The following is a 21,981-nucleotide window of genomic DNA, read 5'->3' as shown; positions in this document are numbered from 1 at the left end:
TCCTCCGCTTCGTTAACATGTCTATGCGTAAACGGCTACCGCCGTCCAATGGCGGCGCGGCATACGTTTCGCTGTCAAATATAAGCAGAGTATAAGCGTGCAGCTTATCCTGCCTCATATTTTAAGACTAGCTTATGGGGAACGGACGAGAATTAGAACTTATTCTACTTGCAGGCTGAGAACAGCTATAGCGGCGTAAACACCGAGCGCATAACCTGCGAATTTAAAAAAGCGTCAGCGGGACAACGAGCATAACGATTCCCGCGATGATGATTACATCAAAAGCATGGCCTAGCAATGAGAAACCCTTCAGCCGGAATTCTGGAACGGGGAGCTGCAGATGATTCATTTGATCGTCCTCCGGATAAATAAACAATTATGGCGTTTATGAAACAAATATGAAAAAAGCTGCCTGCAAGTGTTGTGCTTGCAAGCAGCCTCGATGTTATTGCTGTTGTTCCCAGTCGAGCGTGTTCTCGCGCTGGCGTTGCTCTTCTTTCACCAAGGTATACAGCTCTCCGGCTTCATCCTTACGGGTCGTCTCCGCAATTCGCTCAACGCGCACGGTTACGATTTTTTGACCGTATTGGATTTGGAGCTCATCTCCGACCTTAACGTTGCTGCTCGCTTTCGCTTCGCGCCCGTTAATCCAAACCCGCCCCTGCTCGGATACATCCTTCGCAACGGTACGGCGCTTGATCAGTCTCGATACCTTAAGAAATTTATCTAATCGCATAGATTACTGGATAGCTTCTTTCAGCTTGTTGCCTGCTTTGAATGCAGGAACTTTCGCTTCCGAAATTTCGATTGGAGCGCCAGTTTGCGGGTTGCGTCCTGTGCGGCCAGCACGTTTACGAGTTTCAAAAGTACCGAAGCCGATCAATTGTACTTTATCGCCACCTGCAAGAGCATCCGTTACTTCACCCAGGAAGCCGTTAAGCACTGCTTCTACGTCACGTTTAGTCAAACCGCTTTTTTCTGCAATGTTGTTGATCAGGTCTGTTTTGTTCATTATAAAATCCTCCTAATTCGTTACCGATATTTGTGGTCGACGCTTGGGCGCCGCCTTTGCCTTCAAGTTTACTCTCACGAAGAATACTTATTCTGCCTTGCAGCAAATAAATCCTGCCGCTTTTTGAAATTTTTTTGCGGCTGATGGGGAATAAAGGCGATTCATGACGAAATGAAATCTAAAAATGATGCTTAGCCTCTTCCCACCAACGATCCATTTCTGTTAAATCAGTCTGGTCAAATTGTTTCCCTCTTATACGAAGCTGTTCCTCAATATATTCAAATCTATTGCGGAATTTTTTGTTCGTGCGGGAAAGCGCCTCTTCCGGATCGGCCTGGATGAAGCGTGAGGCATTGACGACCGCAAATAACAAATCGCCAAGCTCCGAAGCTTGCTCCTCTTCAGATTGTGATGCTATCGCTTCGCGCAGCTCTGCGAGCTCCTCTTCGATCTTGTCCAGAACCGGGCCAAGCTCGTCCCAGTCAAAGCCTACTTTAGCCGCTTTCTTCTGAAGCTTATAAGCTTTCATAAGAGCTGGCAGATCCGGCGGAATGCCGTCCAGCACCGAATTGCGGGCCGCATCGGTCCCTTTCATCCGTTTCTCCTCAGCCTTCATTTGCTCCCAGTTCCCTAGCGCCTCTTGCGAATTGCTGGCATCCAGATCACCAAATACATGCGGATGACGGAATATAAGCTTCTCGTTTAGTGATTGTATCACATCATAGACGGAAAAAGCGCCAGTCTCTTCTTCCATTTGGCTATGAAGCATAACTTGCAGGATAACGTCGCCGAATTCCTCCTGCATGCCGTCCGGATCATCGTTATCGATTGCTTCCAGCGCCTCATACAGCTCTTCGATGAAGTTTTTGCGAATCGACTGATGCGTCTGCTCCTGGTCCCACGGACAGCCCTCGGGACTGCGCAGGATAGAAACAATTTCATGCAGCCGCTCGAAGGAGCGGTTGCGCAGCGACGCATCATCAGAGCGCGGCACCCAGATTAGCGATAGATTGCCATAGCCCGGCGTGCGATCAAGCTCGTACAGCGGAACGCGAATGATCTGCTGTTCGGAAGCGACGCCAAGGGCATGTCCAACGACAACCTCGTAATCATCGGGATAACGCTCCATAAGGGCAAGCTTAACGTCGGATGCCGTAAAAGAATCATACACCTGGCCAATCAGCGTATGCAACTGGGGCTGCAATAAGGACGGCTGCAGCTCTGCGGCGTCAAGCAGCGCAAAACCTTCGATCGGATCGATGCCGAGACTGACGAACGCCTGATCAAGGAAGCTCTCGCCGCCGATGATTTGCAGAGCAATGCCCGCTTCCGGGCATTGCTCACGCAGAAGCTGAACGGTGCGCTCGGCTACCATCGGGTGACCGGGAACGGCGTAGATGAGCGTTTCGGAACTTGTGCTTTTCGCTTCGGCAATCAGCGCTTCTGCGATCGCTTTGTACACGTCGGGAAATGACTCATGCTGCTCATACAGCGTATCAAATGAGGTAAATGCGATGTTATTTTCCTGAAGCATCGACATCGCAGGATGCTGGGCAGTGCGGACATATATGCGCTCCGCCGCCTGCAGCCTGCGCCATACGCCAAGCGTCAATTGATCCGGGTCGCCCGAGCCAAGCCCGACGACTGTAAGATGTGGAGTTGCCAAATGGGGTAAGCCTCCTTAAATAGTGAATTCGTTTCTAGCCAAGAACTTGTTGAGACAGTATTAAGCCTTCTATGACAAAATCATTATGTAGGTTGACCGGTTATGCTGCATATAAATAAGACCGAAAAATATTTTCTCTATTTTGCCACAAAAAGTAATAATGGACCAATTTATCCGAAACATCAACAACATAGCGAAAAAATGCTGCTCTATTCAAGTCCAGCCGGGTAAATTTGCGAAAATAAAGAAAAATGTTTTCTGTCATTTCATGTAAACATATTGAATAGTTAGTCCTTCGCAGGCGGTATAAGCCGCCAGCGCCGCAACCGGGCGGCCAATACGCCGCCGCCCGGCAGCGCGCGCAATTCGCGCGCGCTTACAGCGCCGCCGCGCAATGCCGCGGCGCCAAAGGCGCAAGCGCCGACGGCTACGCACGTCAGCGCAAGCGCAGCTGCTGCCGCTCGGGGCGGCAGCCCGCCAAGCGCGGCGCTCAGCGCTCGCTCGGCGACAACAAGCGCCGCGGCCATGACCGCGAGCGCAAAGCCCGTGCCTGCGGCCGCGCGGCCAAGCGCCGGCCTCCGTCTATCCGCAGGCGAGTACTCGCCCGCGCTTCCGGGCTCTTGCTCTCTGGCCGGTCCTTCCATCCGCGTCTCCGCATGCGGATGCCCGCTCGCGCCCCCGAGCTCCCTCTCCTCTACTCCCGCTTGCTCCACGACCCGACCATCCCATCGCCTCTCCGCATGCGAATACCCGCTCATATCCTCGAAATTTCGCTTCTTCACGGCCTGCCCGCCTGCTGCAGCCCCGCTCTGCCCTGCTCCCCAGCTGCCGGCGAGCGAAGCTCCCGCTCCGGCAGCTTTATAGCGCACCGAAACCGCACCCAGCAATGCGGCCGCGCTTAATGCTATGACGCCGGCAAACGCCGCGCCCTCAATACCGAAAGCGGGCACGAGCACAGCGTTAATTACGCCTTTGAGCAGCGCCGCGATAAGCAGCAAAACAGCCGGAATCCGGACCGCGCCGAGTCCTTGCAGTACCGGCGCGGTCACCGCATTAACACAGCCCGCAAGTGCGGTGCAGCCGACCAAAGCAAAGGTGAACGTACCATTGGAATCGGCATACAGCATCACATTAAGCGGCTCTGCCAGAAGCGCTAAGCCGATAGCCGCAGCCGCACCGATTGCCCAAGCCGCCCGTTCGGCAAGCGAGAGCTGTAACCGGAGCTGCCCGTAAGCGTCCCGCATGCGGGCGAGCGCGAGACCGGGAACGAGCGCAGCCGCAGCTGCGCCTGCAACCATAACGACCAGCTGGACAAGCGGCTGCGCCCGGCTGTATATCCCGAACAGCGCCATCGCTTCAGCCTCGGACTGTCCCCCGGCCTGCAGCAATCGCGGAACCGAAAAAGCATCCACGACCCCGAGAGCAGGGACGACAACCGCACCAAGCGCGACCGGCAGCGCAATGGCTGCAAGCTTTCTCATCTCCGCCCTAATTGCGCCGGCTGCGCGGTCAAACCGCTCCCGGCTGCGCTTCCGCCATAAACATAAGGCAAGGACGAGCAGGGAAGCGATTGCTCCAAATGCCGACCCGCTCATTACGCCGGACGCTACGGAAGCATCCGCCCACCCGGCTGACCAGCTCAGGGCCAGCACGAGCAGCATGACGCCAACGCGTATCATCTGCTCCACGATTTGCGAAACAGCCGACAGCCCCATCCGGCCCAGCCCCTGTACATAGCCCCGCAATGCGGCTACGAACGGGGTCAGCAGCAGCGCAACCGAGACCGAGCGTATGGCGGCAGCCGTCTCCTCATCGCCAATCCAGCCCGCCACCTGATCCGCTCCAGCCCACATCAGGCTAAAAGTAACGATGCCCGAAAATCCAAGCAGCAGCAAAGCCGCGTACAATATTCGCCTGATTCCCTCCTTGTCAGCTCCCTTGCGCAGTCTTTCCGCGATTAGGAGGGATACGGCCGTCGGCAAGCCTGCAGTCGCCAGAACGGCCGCCAGCTGATAGAACGGATATACCGCATTATATATCCCAAATACCCGGTCACCAGCCAAATTTTGCAGCGGAATTTTTTGAAAAACACCAATTAGCTTGGACAACAGAGCCGCGCCGGCCATAAGCACAACGCCATTCATCAGAAGCCGCTTCGGGCCTCGCGAAGCCTGTACACGGTCTTCTACCGCCAGCTCCCCCGCTGCTCCGGTCTGTTGCTTAGCCTCCGTTTGCTGAAGCACAGCCGGCGTTTCAATACCTGCGGACACTTCTCCGTCCGCAGCCGCTGCAGCCTTTTGTCCGCCCGCCAGCCCGAGCGTTTCCGCTGCATGCCTTTTTTCCCCCGGCTTGCGGTTCATCCTCCCACACTCCTGCCTATCCCTCGATTACTATTGGTATCTATTATACCTCATAATCGTAAACCTTGAAAAAGCTTCCCTGATCAAGATTTCTCCCGATCAAAGAAGCTTTCATTTATTTCCCTTATCGTTGCTGTTCACATGCCCTTGCGCAATGATCTTGCATCTGCCGTTTTCACGCCGGGCTGCTCAGGGTTCCCGCTATTGCTCCATTTGTTTCGCCAAAAAGCCCGCTGCCGTCTCAGCCATCTTCGTTTCCATATTTGCCATTTTCACCGAATCGTCCTTGCTGAGCAGTACAACGGTACCGATCGGATCGCCTCCCGCAATGATAGGCGCGACTACGAAGGAGCTGTACGTTTCCTGCGTATCCTTCACAATCTCGAATGCGCCGCCGCCCGTTTCAGCCATCGTCTTCCGGTTTTCCATACAGCTTTCCAGAACAGCGCCTACCTGTTTATCAAGCAGCTCTTTCTTAGAGGCACCGGCCACAGCAATGATGTTATCCCGATCCGTAATCAATGTAATATGGTTCGTGCCCTCAAATAACGACTCCGCATATTCTTTGGCAAAATCGCCAAGCTCGCCGATAGGAGAATATTTTTTCAAAATAACTTCGCCATCACGATCTACAAATATTTCTAGAGGGTCGCCCTCGCGAATACGCAGTGTACGGCGGATCTCCTTCGGAATCACCACACGCCCGAGATCATCGATGCGACGTACAATTCCAGTTGCTTTCATTTCTTGTTGCCCCGCTTTCCTAGAGGATTTTGAATCGACTGGATTCTTGCAGTTTGTTTATAACGAAGAAGAAACATCCTTCAAAGATTTTGAATCTGACCATAGTATTCATCCGCTCCCAAATTCTTATACACGGACTACAGTTCCAGCCAAATGTTCCATCTCTTTGGTGCCCAGGCTGCCGGTAAATCGATCTTGCCTCAGCGTCCCCGCTTCATTAATCATCCTTTTTCAGCATTCCCCGTTTCCTCTTTTTGCTTGCACGCGCTTAGAGGTTTTTAGTAAGTCCACGCTTCATTCAGCGCTTCGGCTCTTTAAACAGAAAACATCCTGCCGCCCGGAAAGAGCTGCAGGATGTCGGAAAAACATAACGGTAACGATGATGCCGAGCACCAAAAGGAACCGCCGCCTCGTTTTCGGCAGCGAAGATGCCCCAGCCTCTTGTTCCTCATGTATGAATGGTTCCTTCTCCATGTCAGATGCAGTCATCCATTTTCCCCCTCCGTCAATTTGAAACCGTTAAGCGCTTTTTCCCAGTAGGACGGCATATGCCATTTTCGCTTTTCCGCTCGTTCTTATGCGCCTAATGTTTAAGCAGCTGTGCCAGCTCCCGCTTCAATGACAGAAAATCCGGATGCTCGCGTACCTCGGGTGTCCGGCCTTCTGGAAGCTCTACACGATACTCCTTTAATATCCGGCCGGGACCCGCTCCCATTACGACAATGCGCTGCGACAAAAAAATCGCTTCATCGATATCGTGGGTAATGAAAAGAACCGTCGTCTTCTCCTTCTCCCAAACCTCCAGCAGCATCTCCTGCATCTCAAGCTTTGTTTGCGCATCGAGCGCGCCGAACGGCTCATCCATCAAAAGCACCTTCGGACGATTCGCAAGCGCGCGCGCAATCGCAACCCGCTGCTTCATACCGCCTGACAGCTGTTTTGGATAAGCCTTATCGAACGATTCCAGCCGAATGACCTTAAGAAAGTAGTTCGATATTTTTCGGCGATCCAAAATCGGCACTCCTTTGAGCTTCAAACCGTACTCAATATTTTCGCGAACGGTCAGCCACGGGAACAGCGTATAGCCTTGAAACACCATACCGCGGTCGGCGCCCGGTCCGATAATGCTCTCTCCGTCTACCGTAAGCGATCCGCCGCTTGGCTCATCAAGGCCCGCCACCATCCGAAGCAGCGTCGATTTGCCGCAGCCGGACGGCCCTACAATCGTAAGAAATTCATTTTCTCCAATAGTCAGATCGATGTCGCGAAGCGCCTCAAACCGACTTTTTTTCGAATCGTACACCTTTTGCAATCCTTGAATCTCAATTGTTCCGCTTGTCGATTTCGCAGCCAGCATAAGAGCACTCCCCCATTTTTATCGAAAATAATGAAAAGCCCGGGAGAAAATCTCCCAGGCTTTTATCCTTCCGTGTTATACAGCCTGGGAGCCGCTTAGGGCATCCGCTTGCTATACGCCGTCTCTCGGACCAGAACTCCAACGTTGCCCACCCCTGCTTGCTGAGTGCTGCAAACCGTTCGATCGGAACCCTAGACAGCTTGTCGTTCCCGCGATCAATCGTTGGCGAGAACCGATATTCAGTTGTGATATAACCTAACGTTAATTTGTAGTATAGTGCCGTTTATACGGGTCTGTCAATCCTTATGTCAGGTTTTATTACATATATTTTACACTCATCAGCACTATCGTTTAAACGGTGTTCAATTGGGAGAATATAGAATAGCCAGCTATGTGCCAGGAGGCGGACAACAGATGAATTCCGGTGAAAAAATATCGGGTTATCAGCTCAGTTTGCTTTTTTTCACCTTTATCACATCAACCCTCATCTTGTCCGTACCGGGAATTATGGTATCCTTCGCCAAGCAAAATGCTTGTCTGTCCATTATTCCCGCTTCGCTTACCGGACTTGTAAACATCTTTGTGATGACAGCACTCGCGAAGCGTTATCCCGGTCAAACGATCATTCAGTATTTAACCGCAATTTGCGGGAAATGGGCGGGCAAACTTCTCGGGTTTTATTGCACCTATTATTTGCTGTTCGTTCTTTCCAGCATTGTAAACGAAAGTACCGGCTTTCTGAACGCCAATCTCCTTATACTTACGCCTCCGCTCGTATTGATGGTCACGATGCTCATAATGAGCGGCTTGGCCGTACTGGCCGGTATCGAGACGATTGGAAGATGCAATGAGGTTATCGTACTTATTATCGTTGCGATGCTAATTCCGATCTTCATCTCCGCGTTCCGGGATGCGGACCCCGCCCGCTTAACTCCGGTACTCGCCGATGGACTTGTTCCGGTCATCCAAGGCTCAATCGTTCCGTCCGCCTGGATGAGCCAGTTTTATTTTTTGGGATGGTTTCTCCCGCATATTCAGGAGAAGCCGCAGCAGCTGCGCCCAAAATTGCTGGCGGCGCTCGGCAGCATCATAGTGCTGATTATCGTAATCGACCTGCTTACCATTATGGTGTTCGGCCCAATTACCCCGCGGATGAGGTTCGCTTTCTTGAATGTCGTCAAATATGCCGGTGTTATCGGACCCTTGGAAAGAATGGAAACGATCGCCATCACAATTTGGATTCTAGGTATTTTCATGAAAGTTTCCATGCTGCTCTATATGCTCTGCATAAGCGCAACCCAACTGTTCGGGGCGAAAAATTACCGAAAAACCGTCGTGCCGGTCACCGTGCTGACCGCTGTCAGTTCCGTTTGGATATTCAGAAATGAAGCAGATTCTCACGACTGGATTATGTTCACCTACCCGGTTTTGGCTTTTGTTACGCAAAGCCTTTTGCCGCTCGCGCTGCTTGCCATCGATACGGTCAAAGCCAAATTTGTAAAGCATTAAGCTATGTGTCAGGAGGCGGACAACAGATGAATTCCGGCGAAAAAATATCGGGTTATCAGCTCAGTTTGCTTTTTTTCACCTTCATCACATCAACCCTCATCTTATCCGTGCCGGGAATTATGGTATCCTTCGCCAAGCAAAATGCTTGGCTGTCCATTATTCCCGCTTCGCTTACCGGAATTGTAAATATTTATGTGATGACCACTCTGGCGAGGCGTTATCCCGGTCAATCAATCATTCAGTATGCGACCGAGATTTGCGGAAAATGGGCGGGCAAACTTGTCGGGTTTTATTGCGTGTATTATTTGCTGTTCTTTATTTCCAGCACTGTAAACGAAAGCGCCGGATTTCTGAACGCCAACCTCCTTATACTTACACCTCCTCTCGTATTGATGATCACGATGCTCATTATTTGCGGATTGGCCGTACTAGCCGGGGTCGAGACGATCGGAAGATGCAATGAGGTTATCATGCTCATTATCGTTGTGATGCTAATTCCGATCTTTATCTTCGCGTTCCGGGATGCGGACCCCGCCCGCTTAACTCCGGTACTCGCCGATGGACTTGTTCCGGTCATCCAAGGCTCAATCGTTCCGTCCGCCTGGATGAGCCAGTTTTATTTTTTAGGATGGTTTCTCCCGTATATTCAGGAGAAGCCGCAGCAGCTGCGCCCAAAACTGCTGTCGGCGCTCGGCGGCATCATAGTACTGATTATCGTAATCGACCTGCTGACCATTATGATGTTCGGCCCGATTACCTCCCGGATGAAGTTCGCTTTTTTGAATGTCGTCAAATATGCCGGCGTTATCGGACCTTTAGAAAGAATAGAAACGATCGCCATCACAATTTGGATTCTAGGTATTTTCATGAAAGTTTCCATGCTGCTCTATATGCTTTGCATAAGCGCAACCCAACTGTTCGGGGCGAAAAATTACCGGAAAACCGTCTTGCCGGTCACCGTGCTGTCCGTCGTCGGTTCCACATGGATATTCAAAAATGACGCGGAATTTCAAGTCTGGATTACGTTCACATATCCGGTTCTGGCGCTCTTTACACAAAGCCTGCTGCCGCTCGCGCTGCTTGCCATCGATACGGTCAAAGCGAAATTTGTAAAGCATTAATGATTCAAAAGCGCTTTCCCAACCGATTCAAAGACGATTTTGAACGGCATAACAAGGGACGGCACATTTACGCCCGCGATCAGCAGTGTGCCAACGACAGCAGAGATAGCCATCGATAATGTATAAACAAAGGCCTCCCGCTTTTCGTTTTCGCTCCATAGACAGCGGGTCTGGTAGACCGTAAGAGCGCCCAGACAGAAAACATATACAGCCGGCAGCATAAACATTACTTCACAATCTCCTTTTCCTTAAACTGCAGCGGTACGCCGATTGCCCCAGTATTGTTTATGGAGAGGTTTACCGATACCGAAATTTCGGCGGCCGCAAAATACCGTTCCCACTCTTTCTCTACAGTGCGCCATTTCTTGGGATTATCCCTTTGCAATTGCTGGCCAAAGCCAACGATATCCGTTTGGTACCGGGTTTGTATGCTGCGCAAAAGAGCTTCCATATCTTTCTTGACCCGATTTTCGAGCGCTTGTCTCACAAGCTTGAGATTATTCGCATCACTGACGTCAAGAGAGGAGTTGCTTTCAGACAAATTCCCTTTCGCTCTCAGGTCAACGTGAAATTTGAGCGGATTCTCTTTCGTATCGATTTTAATCTTATATTTGCTGGCCGTGATGTAATAACCGACATTCCCTTGGCCGTCCGGCAGGTCGGCAGCGATTTTATCCGAGATTTTATTGTTCTTGAACCAAAGAAACTGGTGCGTCTCAGCATTATTCAAAAACCCGACCAATTTCCCCGATTTGAACATCGCCGTTCCATTGATGCGAAAGAGATTACCCTTCTCTGTTTGCCCTGATTTATGATAAAGTGCCGGCTCCAAAACCCCGATCGTGGGATAGATCCCTTCGCTTGCCGACGCAATCAAAAAATCGCGCAGCGTCACGATCGTCCCTTCTCCCCGTAGCAATTCCATTTCCTTCAGCGCTTCGGAGGGGGCAAGCTCATAAGGGTAATCGACTTGCAGCAGCTCTTCCGCTTTCTTGCCTTTGACGACCAGCATATATGCTTTCAAACGGTTGCGCGGATTGCGGGCGAACGTATCCAAAATGTCATTCAGCCCTTTTCGGGCTAAATCTTCCCCGATGAGAATGACGCTGCGATGTGAAAAAAATAATGTTCTGGACATGTTCTGTTGCATCTTTTGCTGTATATCGAGGCCGTTTTTTCCAACCGCTGAAATGATAAAGAACTTCTCTGTTTTGGCGGAGGCTCCCCCTCCCGTTTGAGAGGAAGGAGCCGGGACAGCAACCTGAAGCGTCGCCTTGACCATTCCGTTGTCCGCCAGATCCATGCCGGTCCCCATAACGAGACTGATATCGTTAATTTCTTTCCTGTCCCAACAGCCGGTATTAACCGGCAGCATAAGCAGCAGCCCGAGCAGCATCCACCTTTTCAATACTCTCCTCCACCTTCCTGAAGCGGCGCTTTTGCCCCATTTTCCTGAGAAGGAACAGATAAGCCGACGCCGTTTTGGCGGGGAACCCGAGCCCAAACATCTTTTACGGCTCGGAGCGAAAAAGGGGCAATCGGCGTAAAATAAGGCACTCCGAACGATTTCAAATGGACGACATACAGCAAAATACCAAAAAAACCAAGTGCAATCCCGTACAAACCAAGCGTTCCCGCCAAGAAGATGATCGGGAAGCGCAGTAAGCGGATAGCGTTGGCAAAATCAAAGCGCGGAATGAGCAGGGATGCAATGCCTGTCGTCGAAACGACGATAACGATCGGCGTCGAAATAAGGCCGGCCTGTACGGCCGCCTGCCCGATAACAAGACCGCCAACGATACTTACCGTTTGCCCAATCGACTTGGGCAGGCGCAGTCCCGCCTCCCGCAACGCTTCGAACATAATCTCCATCAATAACGCTTCGATCATAACAGGCAGCGGTACAGGCTCCCGCGCAGAGGCAATGCTTAGCAGCAAGCTGGTCGGGATCATTTCCTGATGGAAAGACGTCACCGCAACGAAGACAGATGGCGCAAAAATAGCGATAAACAAAAAAATAAAGCGGATCCATCTTGTAAACGTAGCGACAGGGTGGCGCAGATTGTAGTCTTCGCTTGCCTGCAAACCGCTCCAAAATGTGACCGGTGCAACTAGCACGAACGGCGTATTGTCGACTAGAATGGCGACCCTGCCCTCCAGCAAGCTTCCCGCAACGACATCCGGCCGTTCCGTTGTCAGCACAAGCGGAAAAATCCGCAATGGATCGTCCACGATCAATTCCTCGATGGCTCCGCTTTCCAATACGCCGTCGATTTGGATAGCAGCGATTTTGCTTCGCACCTGCTTAATAACGGTTGTATCGGCAAGGCCTTCTATATAAGCAACCTGCACCTGCGTTTCCGTCATTTCGCCTACGGTGAAAGACTCCATTTTCAGACGCGGGGTACGAATATAGTGTCGGAGCAGCCCGACATTGACGGACTGCCTTTCGATAAAACCTTCCTTCGTCCCGCGGATAACCGGTTCCGAAGAAGGTTCCTGGATCGCTCTTTTGAGTGAGTCGGTTACCGCAAAGCAAACGGCGCGTTTGCTGCCGTCGGTAAACACGGCGGCATATCCGCGCAGAATAAGCCGGACTACTTCCACCCATTCCGACGTTAAGACTTTATTGTCAATCGGTATCTTTTCACCTTCCCAGTTTCCGGATTCAACGGCGAACCGCTGCTGGCCGGTTACAAGCGGCCCTATAATCTGTTCGCTTACTTTCTGTTCATCTGCCAACGTACCGAGATAAACAATGAGCAGCCCCGGAGTATTATCTTCATAACGAATGGTACGGCATACCAGGTCCGAGCACCTTTGGAACGCTTGCTTGATAATGACCTCATTTTGAACGATGTCATCCGCGAGCGCTTTCTCTTTAAATTCGGTCATCGGATCGTCCATAGCGGGGGCGCTGCCGGTCAAACGTGTTCGTTGCCGCATCGTCATTGCGATCGTCCTCCAGCAAACAATTTTTAATGGCTTTAGATTGTCTTGGATATTGTGATATTATTCGGTTGTATTTCCGATTTCCGGGATACCTTTTTGCCAAGGCGCTTCAATTCGGGGACAAAAAAAAAAAAAAAACGGTCGAGATTAGGCTCCGGCTTATCAGCAAAAAAGCGGCTGTCGATTAAAGCTCGACAACCGCCTGTCCATCATTTTATACCGTATAGGCTTTCCGGTAGGAGGATGGGTTGATGCCGTACATCCTCTTGAAGCTTTTGCTTAAATGATGTTCATCGGTAAACCCGCATTGTTCCGCAATATGAGCAAGCGTTGACGAAGAATTGACAAGCAGCAACTTCACCTTGTCCATACGGAGATTGGCGGCGTAAGCGCTTGGCGTCGTTTTAAACTCAAGCTTAAACAGCCTAGTCAATTGGACTTGGCTTATGCCGAGCTCCATCGCTATCGATTTCAAAGCAACACCCGCTTCCGCTTGCTGCTGAAGCATGTGTACCGCACGCTGCAAAATCGGATTCTCGCTATATAAGAGATCAAGCTTCCGGTTAAAGCTCTCGATCTGATAGACGTACAATAAATCCCGCAGCAAATGGTTCTTATAGTCCAGCACCAGGCTGGCATTCACATAGCCGGCTTCGCGAAATAAGGAAAGAGTAGAATTCATCCTTTTGTTATTCAACAATTGAAATTTCCCTATAGGAGGAGTTGCCGAATGGTTACCGCCATTTACACTGTGGCAATTCCGCCACTGGAAGCCGATTAGATGAAAGGACAGTCCTTCCGTCTTGCGGTAAAAGGTCATATTCGGCGGACAAAGCACCATATCTCCTTTTATTGCTTTTTCTTTTATGTCCCCCATCTCGAAATCAAAGCTGCCGTCTTCGACAATGAACAAGGCCCAGTGATCGTAGGTGTCCTCCTTCTTTTGAAATTGCGCTGCCCCCTTCACGTACACATGGTAAATCAGCTCGGGATCAAGAAGGTGAGTCTGGTCCACTTCCGCCACTCCTTCTGTGAAAATATATACAAGAAACTTGAAGATTCATCCATTATATCATGTGAAATTGCACGATATAATTAAATTAATTACAAGAAGGAGGAGAGGCTAATGAAAACTGCGCCACTGGAAATAGCAGAATTAATGAACCGGTTTAATGAACAAGGATATTTGATTTTACCTGATGTTTTATCGCAGGATAAGGTAAACCGCTTGAATGCGGCTATCGATGAAGTTATCGCTGAGGAGCAGGAAACGCTTGCATATAATATTTATAATAGCGTTTCCAGGCACCCTGAGATTGCTTCGTTGATCGATCATGAAGCGATTCTTCCCTTAATCGTTAATTTGCTCGGGCATAATATTCAGCTGCATATCTCCCATCTAACGGTAAGAAAGCCTAATCCAAACGATGTGGTGACAGCTACGCACAGCTTCATCGATTGGCATCAAGACGGTCCACATCCGCAGTTTCCGGTAATTGCAGGCTTAACGGCTACCTACTATATTAAAGTGTGTTATATTTTGAGCGATATGTCGCAGCCGAACCGCGGCAATACAAAGGTCATTCCAGGCAGCCATAAGAAGCCGTACAATCCGAACCATAAGGATGTGCGCATGCAATTGGACGGAGAGGTTCAGGTGTGCGGAAAGCCGGGGGATGTGTTTATTTTTGCGCAAAATCTTTGGCATGCCGGCTCGGCGAATCAATCCGAGTTCACAAGAAGACAGCTGTTTCTCGGCTATAGTCCGATCTGGATGCGTCCTATCGATTACCATCAGGCAGATGAGAATCTTTTGAAGGACGCCGATCCGATCCGCCGTCAATTGCTTGGACAAATTAGCGATAATAAATTTAAATATTATGTTCCTGAAGATTCGATGGTACCGCTCAAATCGATGCTGATCGGTCATTCTTAATAAAATAGAACAAGGGCCGTCTACAAGCAAATTGCGATGTAAACGGTCCTTTTAGGCAATATACTATTGGAAATTTATAACCAGTAATGGTTTAAAAAACCATTCCTCCCTTCTGTTGTATCATCCCTCTTTTTTCAAAAAAACGATTGACCCTGACACTAATGTCACTGTTTATACTAAATCTAAACCATTCTCATAAACCCGGGGGCCAGTTATGAAAATCGGTGAATTATCGCGATTGACGGGTGTCAGCATCCGATCTCTGCGCTATTACGAGAAACAAGGCTTAATCACATCCGTCCGTTTGCCTAACGGATACCGTGAATATTCCGCACTCACGAAAGAGACAGTGGAGACGGTCAAGCTTTATTTGAACCTCGGCTTAACCACGGAGCAAATTGCCGGATTTCTTACCTGCGTGCTTCAAAATAAGGAAGCGTTTTGTACCGAGGTTATGCCGGTTTACCGCAAAAAACTAGCTGAAATCGAACGGCAAATTATTGAGCTGAATCAGATCAAAGCGAATCTGATCGATCGGATCGCTTCCTTTCAACAGGGGGAGCAAGAAAATAACAAATAGGAGGATGAATCGGAATGGCCATTATGAACGCAGAATCGGACAGCATGCTGAAAGCAATCGTTAGCGAGGGAGTTGTTCTTGTCGACTACGGAGCGCCTTATTGCCCGCCCTGTAAGACGTTGCTCGGCATTTTGGATGAGCTGGATCAGGAAATGAACGGAAAGGTCGGTATCGTTAAAGTGAACTGCGAGGATTTGCCGGCATCCGCTTCAGAAGCAGGTGTGTTAGGTACGCCGACGGTTATCGTCTATAAAAACGGGCTGCCCATGGATAAGCTTGTCGGACTGCGTCCCAAATCGCTTTACCGGGCTGTGGTAGAAAAATATTTATAAAATGACGCAGCAAAAAGAGCTCCTCCTCGCGAGGGGCGCTTTTGCTGCCTTTATTGTCTGTTATTACGCTATACCGTCAAGTATTTGCGAATAACCTCGTCATCCAGCGACTCCAAGCCGCCTTCCCAAACGACCGAACCCTTCTCCAGCACGTAGAAATAATCTCCGACACTCTTCACAAACTCCAAGCTTTGCTCCACCAGCAATACCGCCGTCTTGCCCTCCGCTTTAATCGAACGAATAACATCCCTTATATCGTCTACGATGGAGGGTTGAATTCCTTCGCAAGGCTCATCGAGCAGCAGCACCTCCGGCTTCGAGGCAAGCGCCCTTGCGAACGCAAGCTGCTGCTGTTGTCCGCCGCTCAGGTCACCGCCGCGGCGCGTGTACATTGCCCGCAGCACAGGGAACTTTGCGATCGCCTCTTCCGGCACGGCCGTCACCTTCACCCGCGAAGCCTCAAGGCCAAGCAGCAAATTTTCGTAAACCGACAGCTGGGCAAATATTTCACGCCCCTGCGGCACATAGCCGATACCGCTTTTTGCCCGCAGCCCAGGCGCCTTCTTCGTCAGATCCGAACCGTTATAGGAAACGGAGCCTCCGCGGGCTTTCAGCAGTCCCATAATACTTTTCATAAGCGTTGTCTTGCCAACGCCGTTACGCCCCAGCAGGCATACGACCTGCCCCTGCCGCACCTTCAGCGAAACGTCCCGCAAAATAATACTTTCACCATAACCGGCTTCAAGCTGTTGAACGGCTAACATCGGCATCCCGCCTTTTCCCCAAGTACACTTCAGCTACGCGGTCATCTCGTTGAACCTCATCCATCGTGCCTTCCTTCAGCAGTCTGCCTTCGTGCATGACCGTGACCTTACTTGCAAAATTACGAACGAATTCCATATCATGCTCCACGACGACAATCGATCGCATCCGGGCAATTTGATGCAGCAGCTCGCCCGTCTTATCCGTTTCCTTGTCCGTCATCCCTGCCACCGGCTCATCAAGCAGCAAAATCTCCGGCTCCTGGAGCAGCATCATGCCAATCTCCAGCCATTGCTTCTCGCCATGCGACAAGCCGCCGGCCCGCCACCCGGCCTTATTCTCCAGACCAATCATCGTGAGCTGCCCGTCAATTTTCGCTCGATCCTCCTCCGCCAATTTGGCGAACAGCGTAGCGAATACGGTACGCTTCTGGCGCATGGCGATCTCCAAATTCTCAGCAACGGTCATAGACGGGAATATGGAAGGAGCCTGAAACTTGCGGCCAATGCCGAGTTCTGCAATTTGATGCTCCTTCTTTTTTGTAATATCCACCGTGCCGCCGAACGTGACTCGCCCGGACGTGGGCCTAACTTTGCCGCAAATAACATCGAGCATCGTCGTTTTACCGGCTCCATTAGGTCCAATCAGAAAGCGCAGCTCACCTTTTTCCAGCTTTAAATTCATCCCCTGAACCGCCTTAAACCCGTCGAAATCAACCGTCACGTTATCACACAGCAGGATTGCGGACTCCTTCATGCTCCGGCTCCCTCCTCTTTTTGCGGAATTTCAGTTGACTAACCAAACCAGCGACGCCCTTAGGCATAAATACGACAACCACCACGAACAGCAAGCCCATGAAAAACAACCAGCCCTCCGGATACGCCGTACTGAACTCGCTCTTCGCCCAGTTCATGAGTATCGCGCCAAGCGCCGCGCCGATAAGCGTTCCCCTTCCGCCAATCGCTACCCAGAGCACCATCTCAATCGACGGCACAATACCCAGCATGGATGGTGAAATAATGCCCACATGAAGAACGAACAGCATGCCGGCTATACCGGCAATGGCCGCCGATATGGTAAATACGACCATTTGATACACTGCCGGATTGTAGCCGATGAAGCGAACGCGGTTCTCGCCATCGCGAATGGCGCGAAGCACTTTTCCGAAGCGGCTGCCGATAACGAAGCGGCAAAATACGAATATGCCAATGAGCGCGGCGACCGTAATATAATACAGCACGCGCTTCGTATCGGGAGAGCCGATCGAATAGCCAAGCACCGTCTGGTAGCCCGTAATACCATTTGTCCCGCCCGTAAAAGCTTGCTGACCAATGAGCAGCGTTGTCGTAATAATGACGAGCGCCTGCGTCAAAATCGTAAAATACACGCCGCGAATCCGGTTGCGGAACGTAAAATATCCGAGCACGAGCGCGAGCAGCGCCGGTATCGCAATGCCCATCGCAACCGCAAACCAGAAGCTTTGAAACGGCTGCCAGAATAGCGGAAGCTCCTTAACGCCGCTCCAGCCCATGAAATCCGGCGGCCTCCCCCCGCTGGCTTCCAGCTTCAAATACATCGCCATCGCATAGGCGCCGAGCCCGAAAAAAATGCCGTGCCCTAAGCTCAAAATTCCCGTGAAGCCCCATATAAGATCAAGCCCGAGCGCCACTATAGCAAAGGCTAGAAATTTCGCCAGCAAATTAAGCCGAAAATCACTTACAAATAGCGGCGCCGAGAATAGAGCGGCTGCCGCAGCGGCGTATCCGATCAGTATCCATATTCGCTGAGGAGTAAATTTTTGCAATCGCATGAGCGTTCCGCCTTTCTTATCCTAATCCAATGACCGCGACCGCATCGCAACGAGCCCCATAGGCTTCCATTGCAGGAATGCGACTATGCATACAAACACAAGCACCTTGCCAAGCGATGCATTCGTCCAATACTCAAACAAAGTATTAAACATGCCGATTCCCGTCGCCCCGAGCACCGTTCCGACGAGCTTGCCGACGCCGCCAAGCACGACGACCATAAACGCATCGACGATATAGTAGGTGCCGAGCGAAGGACCGATTGGACCGAGCAGTGTCAGAGCACAGCCCGCTATTCCGGCAATGCCGGAGCCAATGGCAAAGGTCATTGCATCGACACGCCGCGTCGATACGCCAAGACAGGCTGCCATGTCACGATTTTGCATAACCGCGCGCATTCTTCTTCCCTCATGGCTTCGGTAAATGTAGAAGTACATCGCAAGCAGGCAAGCAGCGACAAGCGCGATAATAAAAAGCCGTTTATACGGAAGCAAGGTTCCATCCATAATCTTTAAGCCGCCGTTTAACCATGCCGGGCTCGTAACCGCAACGTTCGGCGCGCCGAAGATTGACCTCGCAAGCTGCTGCAGTACAAGACCCACACCCCATGTGGCAAGCAAACTGTCGAGCGGACGTCCATACAAAAAACGAATGAGAGACATTTCAAGAATGAGACCAAATACGAACGCAATGGCAAAGCTAACCGGAATCGCCAGCACGTAGTACCAATCGAACATCGATTCCGGCAAATAATCGTGAAATAGATTTTGCGTCAAATAAGTGGAGTAAGCCCCAATCATAATTAGCTCTCCATGCGCCATATTAATGACCTTCATCAGACCGAACGTAATTGCAAGCCCCAAAGCAACCAGCAGCAAAATGGAGCTAATGCTTAAACCGTTAAAGAGCTGCAGCAAAAACACTTCCATATGAACGCTCCTTTCAAGCGCAAACGGCTGTCGCCGTCCATGCTTATAATTCGATAAAACAGAAGGGAAGCATTCGAAGCAAACGAATACTTCCCCCTATAATGCTGCGTATTAGACTGTTACTAGCTTAAAAATTATTCCGTCGGCTGAATGCTTGCCGCCCAATCATAGCCCTTCAGATATGGATCCGGCTTAACCGCTTCGCCCGAATTCCACAATTCCTTGAACTGGCCGTTGGCCTGCACTTCTCCAATACGAACCGTTTTGTAAATGTGCTGCGTAACGCCGTCAACTTTCACCTTGCCCTCTGGAGCATCCCACTCCAGCCCTTTAGCCGCCTCCTTCACTTTATCCACTTCCGTAGAGCCGGCCTTCTCAACAGCGGCTGCCCATAAGTACACCGCCGTGTAACCTGCCTCGATTGGATCCGCGGTTACGCGCTCGTCGCCGTATTTCTTTTTGTAGTTTTCGACGAACGTTTTGTTCGCAGGCGTATCCGTCGTTTGGTAGTAGTTCCATGCTGCCAAATGGCCTTCCAGCACATCGACGCCGATACCTCGGATTTCTTCCTCCGCGACCGATACAGACAAGGTCGTCAAGTCCTTCGCTGTAATGCCCGCATCCTTCAATTGCTTAAAGAAAGCAACGTTGCTGTCACCGTTCAATGTATTGTAAACGACATCCGGCTTAGCTTCTTTAATTTTGCTGATTAGCGTGCTGTAATCGGTATGGCCAAGCGGTGTATATTCCTCGCCAACCAATTCGCCGCCTTCCGCCTTCAACTGCTCTTTAATGATGAGGTTTGCGGTACGGGGGAATACGTAGTCTGATCCAAGCAAGTAAAATTTCTTGCCGCGGTTTTCAAGCAGCCACGAAACCGAAGGCACGATTTGTTGGTTTGTCGTTGCGCCTGTATAGAAAATATTCGGGGAGGATTCCAGACCTTCGTACTGCACCGGGTACCAGAGCAAGCCGTTCAGCTCCTCGAATACCGGCTTCATTGCTTTCCGGCTTGCTGACGTCCATCCGCCGAATACCGTTGCGACTTTATCCTCGGAAATCAGCTTGCGGGCCTTCTCCGCAAAGGTCGGCCAATCCGAAGCGCCATCCTCAAGTACAGGCACGATTTTCTTGCCCAGCACACCGCCGGCCGCATTAATTTCATCAATAGCCATCATCTCCGCGTCGATAACCGAAACCTCGCTAATCGCCATCGTGCCGCTCTGCGAGTGAAGAATCCCTACTTTAATTTCCCCTTCCGCGCCCGCTTCCGAATTAGCTGCATTTGTCGCCTTTACTGTTTCCTCATTTGTAGAAGCCGGTTTGTTATTAGCACCACAGCCTGCCAATACTAGTGTTAATGCCACAAGCAACAAGCTGAACTGATAAAACATGCTCTTTCTCATCTTCCCACTCCCTAATTGTTTGTATGAGTCTCTAATTTCCGAACATTCATTTGGAACGAACTTCCAACGTTCGTGGTTTCATTATAGATTGGCTATCTTCATTGTGTCAATATACTTTACATCAAATTAGTGTCCGGATAGGTTTCCATGCATGAATATTCTTTTAAGAGGAGAATTAACTTATCTTTATTATATATAATAACACTTATCTTACACTACATCTTCAAAATATGCTTTATGTCATACTTTAATGTTATATAATTTAACATCATATAACTGCAAAAAAACTACAAAAAAAACCACCTTAAGCCCAATTCCTCCAGGTGGGTTCTTCTCTAATTCTATTTTCCGGTTAATACTTAGAAAAAGACCCCTTAACCAGCGAATGGTTAAAGGGTCTGTTGTCCTTACGCTTATTTTGCTGCAGGTGCCTCAGTAGCCGGCGCTTCTGTAGCCGGCGTTTTTTCGCCGGCTGGAGCATCGCTCGCAGGCGTATCGCTTGCAGGAGTCTCCTCTTCCGTTTTCGGAAGTTTGATTTCGATCTCTTGCTTCGGAAGCTCGTCCGTCATGAACTTGTTCATATGGGTGTAAGAGACGGTGCTTTTTACCGCATCCTTAGCCGTTTCGCTCAATTTATCGAAGGTTGGCGAATCGCGCTTCTCGACAAGAATAACATGGTAACCGTACTCTGTTTTTACCGGATCGCCAATTGCACCGATCTCTTGCTTGTAAGCAGCCTGCTTAAATTCTTCAACCCAATCTCCGTTCATTTTATCCGCATAAAGTCCGCCTGTTTCCTTAGAGCCGGGATCATCGGAATATTCTTTGGCAAGGGCAGTCCAGTCGCCGCCTGCAGCCAGCTTTTCCTTCACTTCTTTGGCGCGGGCCAAAGCTTCTTTATCTGTACGAAGCTCTTTCTCCTCTTGCGTTGCCGGGTCTGTGGTCTTCGTCGCAACCAAAATGTGACGCACCGTAACGATCGCATAGTTCACTTTGTTCGTCTCATACTCGGTTTTCATTTCTTCCTCTGTCACTTGGGTGTTCATATGCGCGACAACCTTCGATGTCAGCAGCAAATAGTTTTCCATATCTTTGTTTTTCAATTTCTTCGCATCTACCGAAGCTTTCAATTCGGCATTTTTCGTCAACGCATCTTTGTATTGCGTCATTTGCTCTTTGACGTCCGTTTTAGCCTTCTTAATCGCTTCCTCAGAAGCACGGCTTCCTAAAATTTTGTAAGAAATATACTGCTGGAGCAACTGCTCCTTAAATTGCGGTATTTCGATAACTTGCGCATAAGTCGGCTGCATAACTGTAAATACATCCAAATACTTATTGAATTCCTTATCGGTTACACTGCCGCCCTTATAGGTTGCAACTTCTGTTTCTTTCGTGCCGCATGCCGCCATCGTCATAACCAGCACAGCCGCTATGAGAAGCAGCGCGCCTTTGCGCCATGCCGATTTGCGTAAACTGTATAACATGTTGAATCCCCTTCCATCTTATG

General features: G+C 50.3%; 23 protein-coding genes. 5 read left to right on the top strand and 18 right to left on the bottom strand.

All coding sequences use genetic code 11. From position 1 onward, the window contains the following. Window positions 1-223: 223 nt before the first annotated feature. The 8 genes from AC0YNZ_RS27335 to AC0YNZ_RS27300 form a co-directional block, all read right to left on the bottom strand. Window positions 224-349 (bottom strand): hypothetical protein, encoded by a 126-nt coding sequence (locus AC0YNZ_RS27335; RefSeq protein ID WP_475829604.1) that lies wholly within the window; start codon window positions 347-349, stop codon window positions 224-226. 96 nt (window positions 350-445) lie between these two features. Continuing rightward, window positions 446-736, bottom strand: coding sequence for an RNA-binding S4 domain-containing protein (locus AC0YNZ_RS27330; RefSeq protein WP_056634802.1), 291 nt, complete (start codon window positions 734-736; stop codon window positions 446-448). Between the two features lie 3 nt (window positions 737-739). After that, the gene (locus tag AC0YNZ_RS27325; RefSeq protein ID WP_053373361.1) at window positions 740-1,012 is read right to left on the bottom strand and encodes an HU family DNA-binding protein; all 273 of its coding nucleotides are present in this window, start codon (window positions 1,010-1,012) and stop codon (window positions 740-742) included. 178 nt (window positions 1,013-1,190) lie between these two features. Further along, window positions 1,191-2,678 (bottom strand): bifunctional methyltransferase/pyrophosphohydrolase YabN, encoded by a 1,488-nt coding sequence (gene yabN / locus AC0YNZ_RS27320; protein WP_475829603.1) that lies wholly within the window; start codon window positions 2,676-2,678, stop codon window positions 1,191-1,193. Window positions 2,679-2,965: 287 nt separating this feature from the next. Further along, window positions 2,966-5,038 (bottom strand): polysaccharide biosynthesis protein, encoded by a 2,073-nt coding sequence (locus tag AC0YNZ_RS27315; protein WP_475829602.1) that lies wholly within the window; start codon window positions 5,036-5,038, stop codon window positions 2,966-2,968. A 201-nt stretch (window positions 5,039-5,239) separates the two neighbouring features. After that, entirely contained in the window at window positions 5,240-5,782 is a 543-nt protein-coding gene (gene spoVT, locus AC0YNZ_RS27310; RefSeq protein WP_475829601.1) for a stage V sporulation protein T, read from the bottom strand. Window positions 5,783-6,076: 294 nt separating this feature from the next. Continuing rightward, entirely contained in the window at window positions 6,077-6,271 is a 195-nt protein-coding gene (locus AC0YNZ_RS27305; RefSeq protein WP_110773918.1) for a hypothetical protein, read from the bottom strand. A 94-nt stretch (window positions 6,272-6,365) separates the two neighbouring features. Then, window positions 6,366-7,139, bottom strand: coding sequence for an ABC transporter ATP-binding protein (locus AC0YNZ_RS27300; RefSeq protein WP_110773917.1), 774 nt, complete (start codon window positions 7,137-7,139; stop codon window positions 6,366-6,368). Window positions 7,140-7,553: 414 nt separating this feature from the next. On the opposite strand from AC0YNZ_RS27300, the gene AC0YNZ_RS27295 reads away from it, so the two are divergent. Together AC0YNZ_RS27295 and AC0YNZ_RS27290 are read left to right on the top strand one after the other, a co-directional pair. Then, window positions 7,554-8,648 carry a GerAB/ArcD/ProY family transporter gene (locus tag AC0YNZ_RS27295; RefSeq protein ID WP_475829600.1) on the top strand — a complete coding sequence of 365 codons (1,095 nt, stop codon included), beginning with the start codon at window positions 7,554-7,556 and terminating at the stop codon, window positions 8,646-8,648. Window positions 8,649-8,674: 26 nt separating this feature from the next. Next, window positions 8,675-9,769, top strand: coding sequence for a GerAB/ArcD/ProY family transporter (locus AC0YNZ_RS27290; protein ID WP_475829599.1), 1,095 nt, complete (start codon window positions 8,675-8,677; stop codon window positions 9,767-9,769). Here AC0YNZ_RS27290 and AC0YNZ_RS27285 read toward each other — a convergent pair. The 4 genes from AC0YNZ_RS27285 to AC0YNZ_RS27270 all read right to left on the bottom strand — a co-directional run bounded on the left by AC0YNZ_RS27285 (window position 9,766) and on the right by AC0YNZ_RS27270 (window position 13,736). Further along, window positions 9,766-9,996 carry a hypothetical protein gene (locus tag AC0YNZ_RS27285; RefSeq protein ID WP_475829598.1) on the bottom strand — a complete coding sequence of 77 codons (231 nt, stop codon included), beginning with the start codon at window positions 9,994-9,996 and terminating at the stop codon, window positions 9,766-9,768. The two genes, AC0YNZ_RS27290 and AC0YNZ_RS27285, sit on opposite strands and share 4 nt — an antisense overlap. Then, window positions 9,996-11,177, bottom strand: coding sequence for a Ger(x)C family spore germination protein (locus AC0YNZ_RS27280; RefSeq protein WP_475829597.1), 1,182 nt, complete (start codon window positions 11,175-11,177; stop codon window positions 9,996-9,998). The genes AC0YNZ_RS27285 and AC0YNZ_RS27280 overlap by 1 nt, the downstream gene beginning before the upstream one ends. Then, the gene (locus AC0YNZ_RS27275) at window positions 11,174-12,721 is read right to left on the bottom strand and encodes a spore germination protein (RefSeq protein ID WP_475829596.1); all 1,548 of its coding nucleotides are present in this window, start codon (window positions 12,719-12,721) and stop codon (window positions 11,174-11,176) included. The genes AC0YNZ_RS27280 and AC0YNZ_RS27275 overlap by 4 nt, the downstream gene beginning before the upstream one ends. 214 nt (window positions 12,722-12,935) lie before the next feature. Continuing rightward, complete coding sequence (locus AC0YNZ_RS27270; RefSeq protein WP_475829595.1) at window positions 12,936-13,736, bottom strand: helix-turn-helix domain-containing protein; 801 nt, start codon at window positions 13,734-13,736, stop codon at window positions 12,936-12,938. 111 nt (window positions 13,737-13,847) lie between these two features. On the opposite strand from AC0YNZ_RS27270, the gene AC0YNZ_RS27265 reads away from it, so the two are divergent. From AC0YNZ_RS27265 to AC0YNZ_RS27255, 3 genes are all read left to right on the top strand, one after another. Beyond that, on the top strand, window positions 13,848-14,657 hold the full coding sequence (locus tag AC0YNZ_RS27265) for a phytanoyl-CoA dioxygenase family protein (RefSeq protein ID WP_475829594.1): 810 nt from the start codon (window positions 13,848-13,850) through the stop codon (window positions 14,655-14,657). A 214-nt stretch (window positions 14,658-14,871) separates the two neighbouring features. After that, window positions 14,872-15,237 carry a MerR family transcriptional regulator gene (locus AC0YNZ_RS27260; RefSeq protein ID WP_475829593.1) on the top strand — a complete coding sequence of 122 codons (366 nt, stop codon included), beginning with the start codon at window positions 14,872-14,874 and terminating at the stop codon, window positions 15,235-15,237. Window positions 15,238-15,251: 14 nt separating this feature from the next. Further along, window positions 15,252-15,569: a thioredoxin family protein gene (locus AC0YNZ_RS27255; protein ID WP_475829592.1), complete on the top strand. Its 318-nt coding sequence runs from the start codon at window positions 15,252-15,254 to the stop codon at window positions 15,567-15,569. Window positions 15,570-15,637: 68 nt separating this feature from the next. Here AC0YNZ_RS27255 and urtE read toward each other — a convergent pair whose 3' ends face one another. The 6 genes from urtE to AC0YNZ_RS27225 all read right to left on the bottom strand — a co-directional run bounded on the left by urtE (window position 15,638) and on the right by AC0YNZ_RS27225 (window position 21,958). After that, window positions 15,638-16,333, bottom strand: coding sequence for an urea ABC transporter ATP-binding subunit UrtE (urtE, locus tag AC0YNZ_RS27250; protein ID WP_475829591.1), 696 nt, complete (start codon window positions 16,331-16,333; stop codon window positions 15,638-15,640). Next, window positions 16,311-17,087, bottom strand: a complete 777-nt coding sequence (gene urtD, locus AC0YNZ_RS27245) for an urea ABC transporter ATP-binding protein UrtD (RefSeq protein ID WP_475829590.1) — start codon at window positions 17,085-17,087, stop codon at window positions 16,311-16,313. Before urtD ends, urtE begins: the two co-directional genes overlap by 23 nt. After that, window positions 17,059-18,141 carry an urea ABC transporter permease subunit UrtC gene (urtC, locus tag AC0YNZ_RS27240; protein ID WP_475829589.1) on the bottom strand — a complete coding sequence of 361 codons (1,083 nt, stop codon included), beginning with the start codon at window positions 18,139-18,141 and terminating at the stop codon, window positions 17,059-17,061. The genes urtD and urtC overlap by 29 nt, the downstream gene beginning before the upstream one ends. Window positions 18,142-18,162: 21 nt before the next feature. Beyond that, window positions 18,163-19,068, bottom strand: coding sequence for an urea ABC transporter permease subunit UrtB (gene urtB / locus AC0YNZ_RS27235; RefSeq protein ID WP_475829588.1), 906 nt, complete (start codon window positions 19,066-19,068; stop codon window positions 18,163-18,165). Between the two features lie 134 nt (window positions 19,069-19,202). Then, window positions 19,203-20,474, bottom strand: a complete 1,272-nt coding sequence (gene urtA, locus AC0YNZ_RS27230) for an urea ABC transporter substrate-binding protein (RefSeq protein ID WP_475829587.1) — start codon at window positions 20,472-20,474, stop codon at window positions 19,203-19,205. 413 nt (window positions 20,475-20,887) lie between these two features. Continuing rightward, entirely contained in the window at window positions 20,888-21,958 is a 1,071-nt protein-coding gene (locus tag AC0YNZ_RS27225) for a peptidylprolyl isomerase (RefSeq protein ID WP_475829586.1), read from the bottom strand. Window positions 21,959-21,981 lie beyond the last annotated feature (23 nt).

The sequence above is a fragment of the Paenibacillus sp. J2L1-98 genome (genome assembly GCF_056269405.1).
Note: the sequence above shows the minus strand (reverse complement) of the source record. Positions and strands in the feature narration are given on the sequence as shown.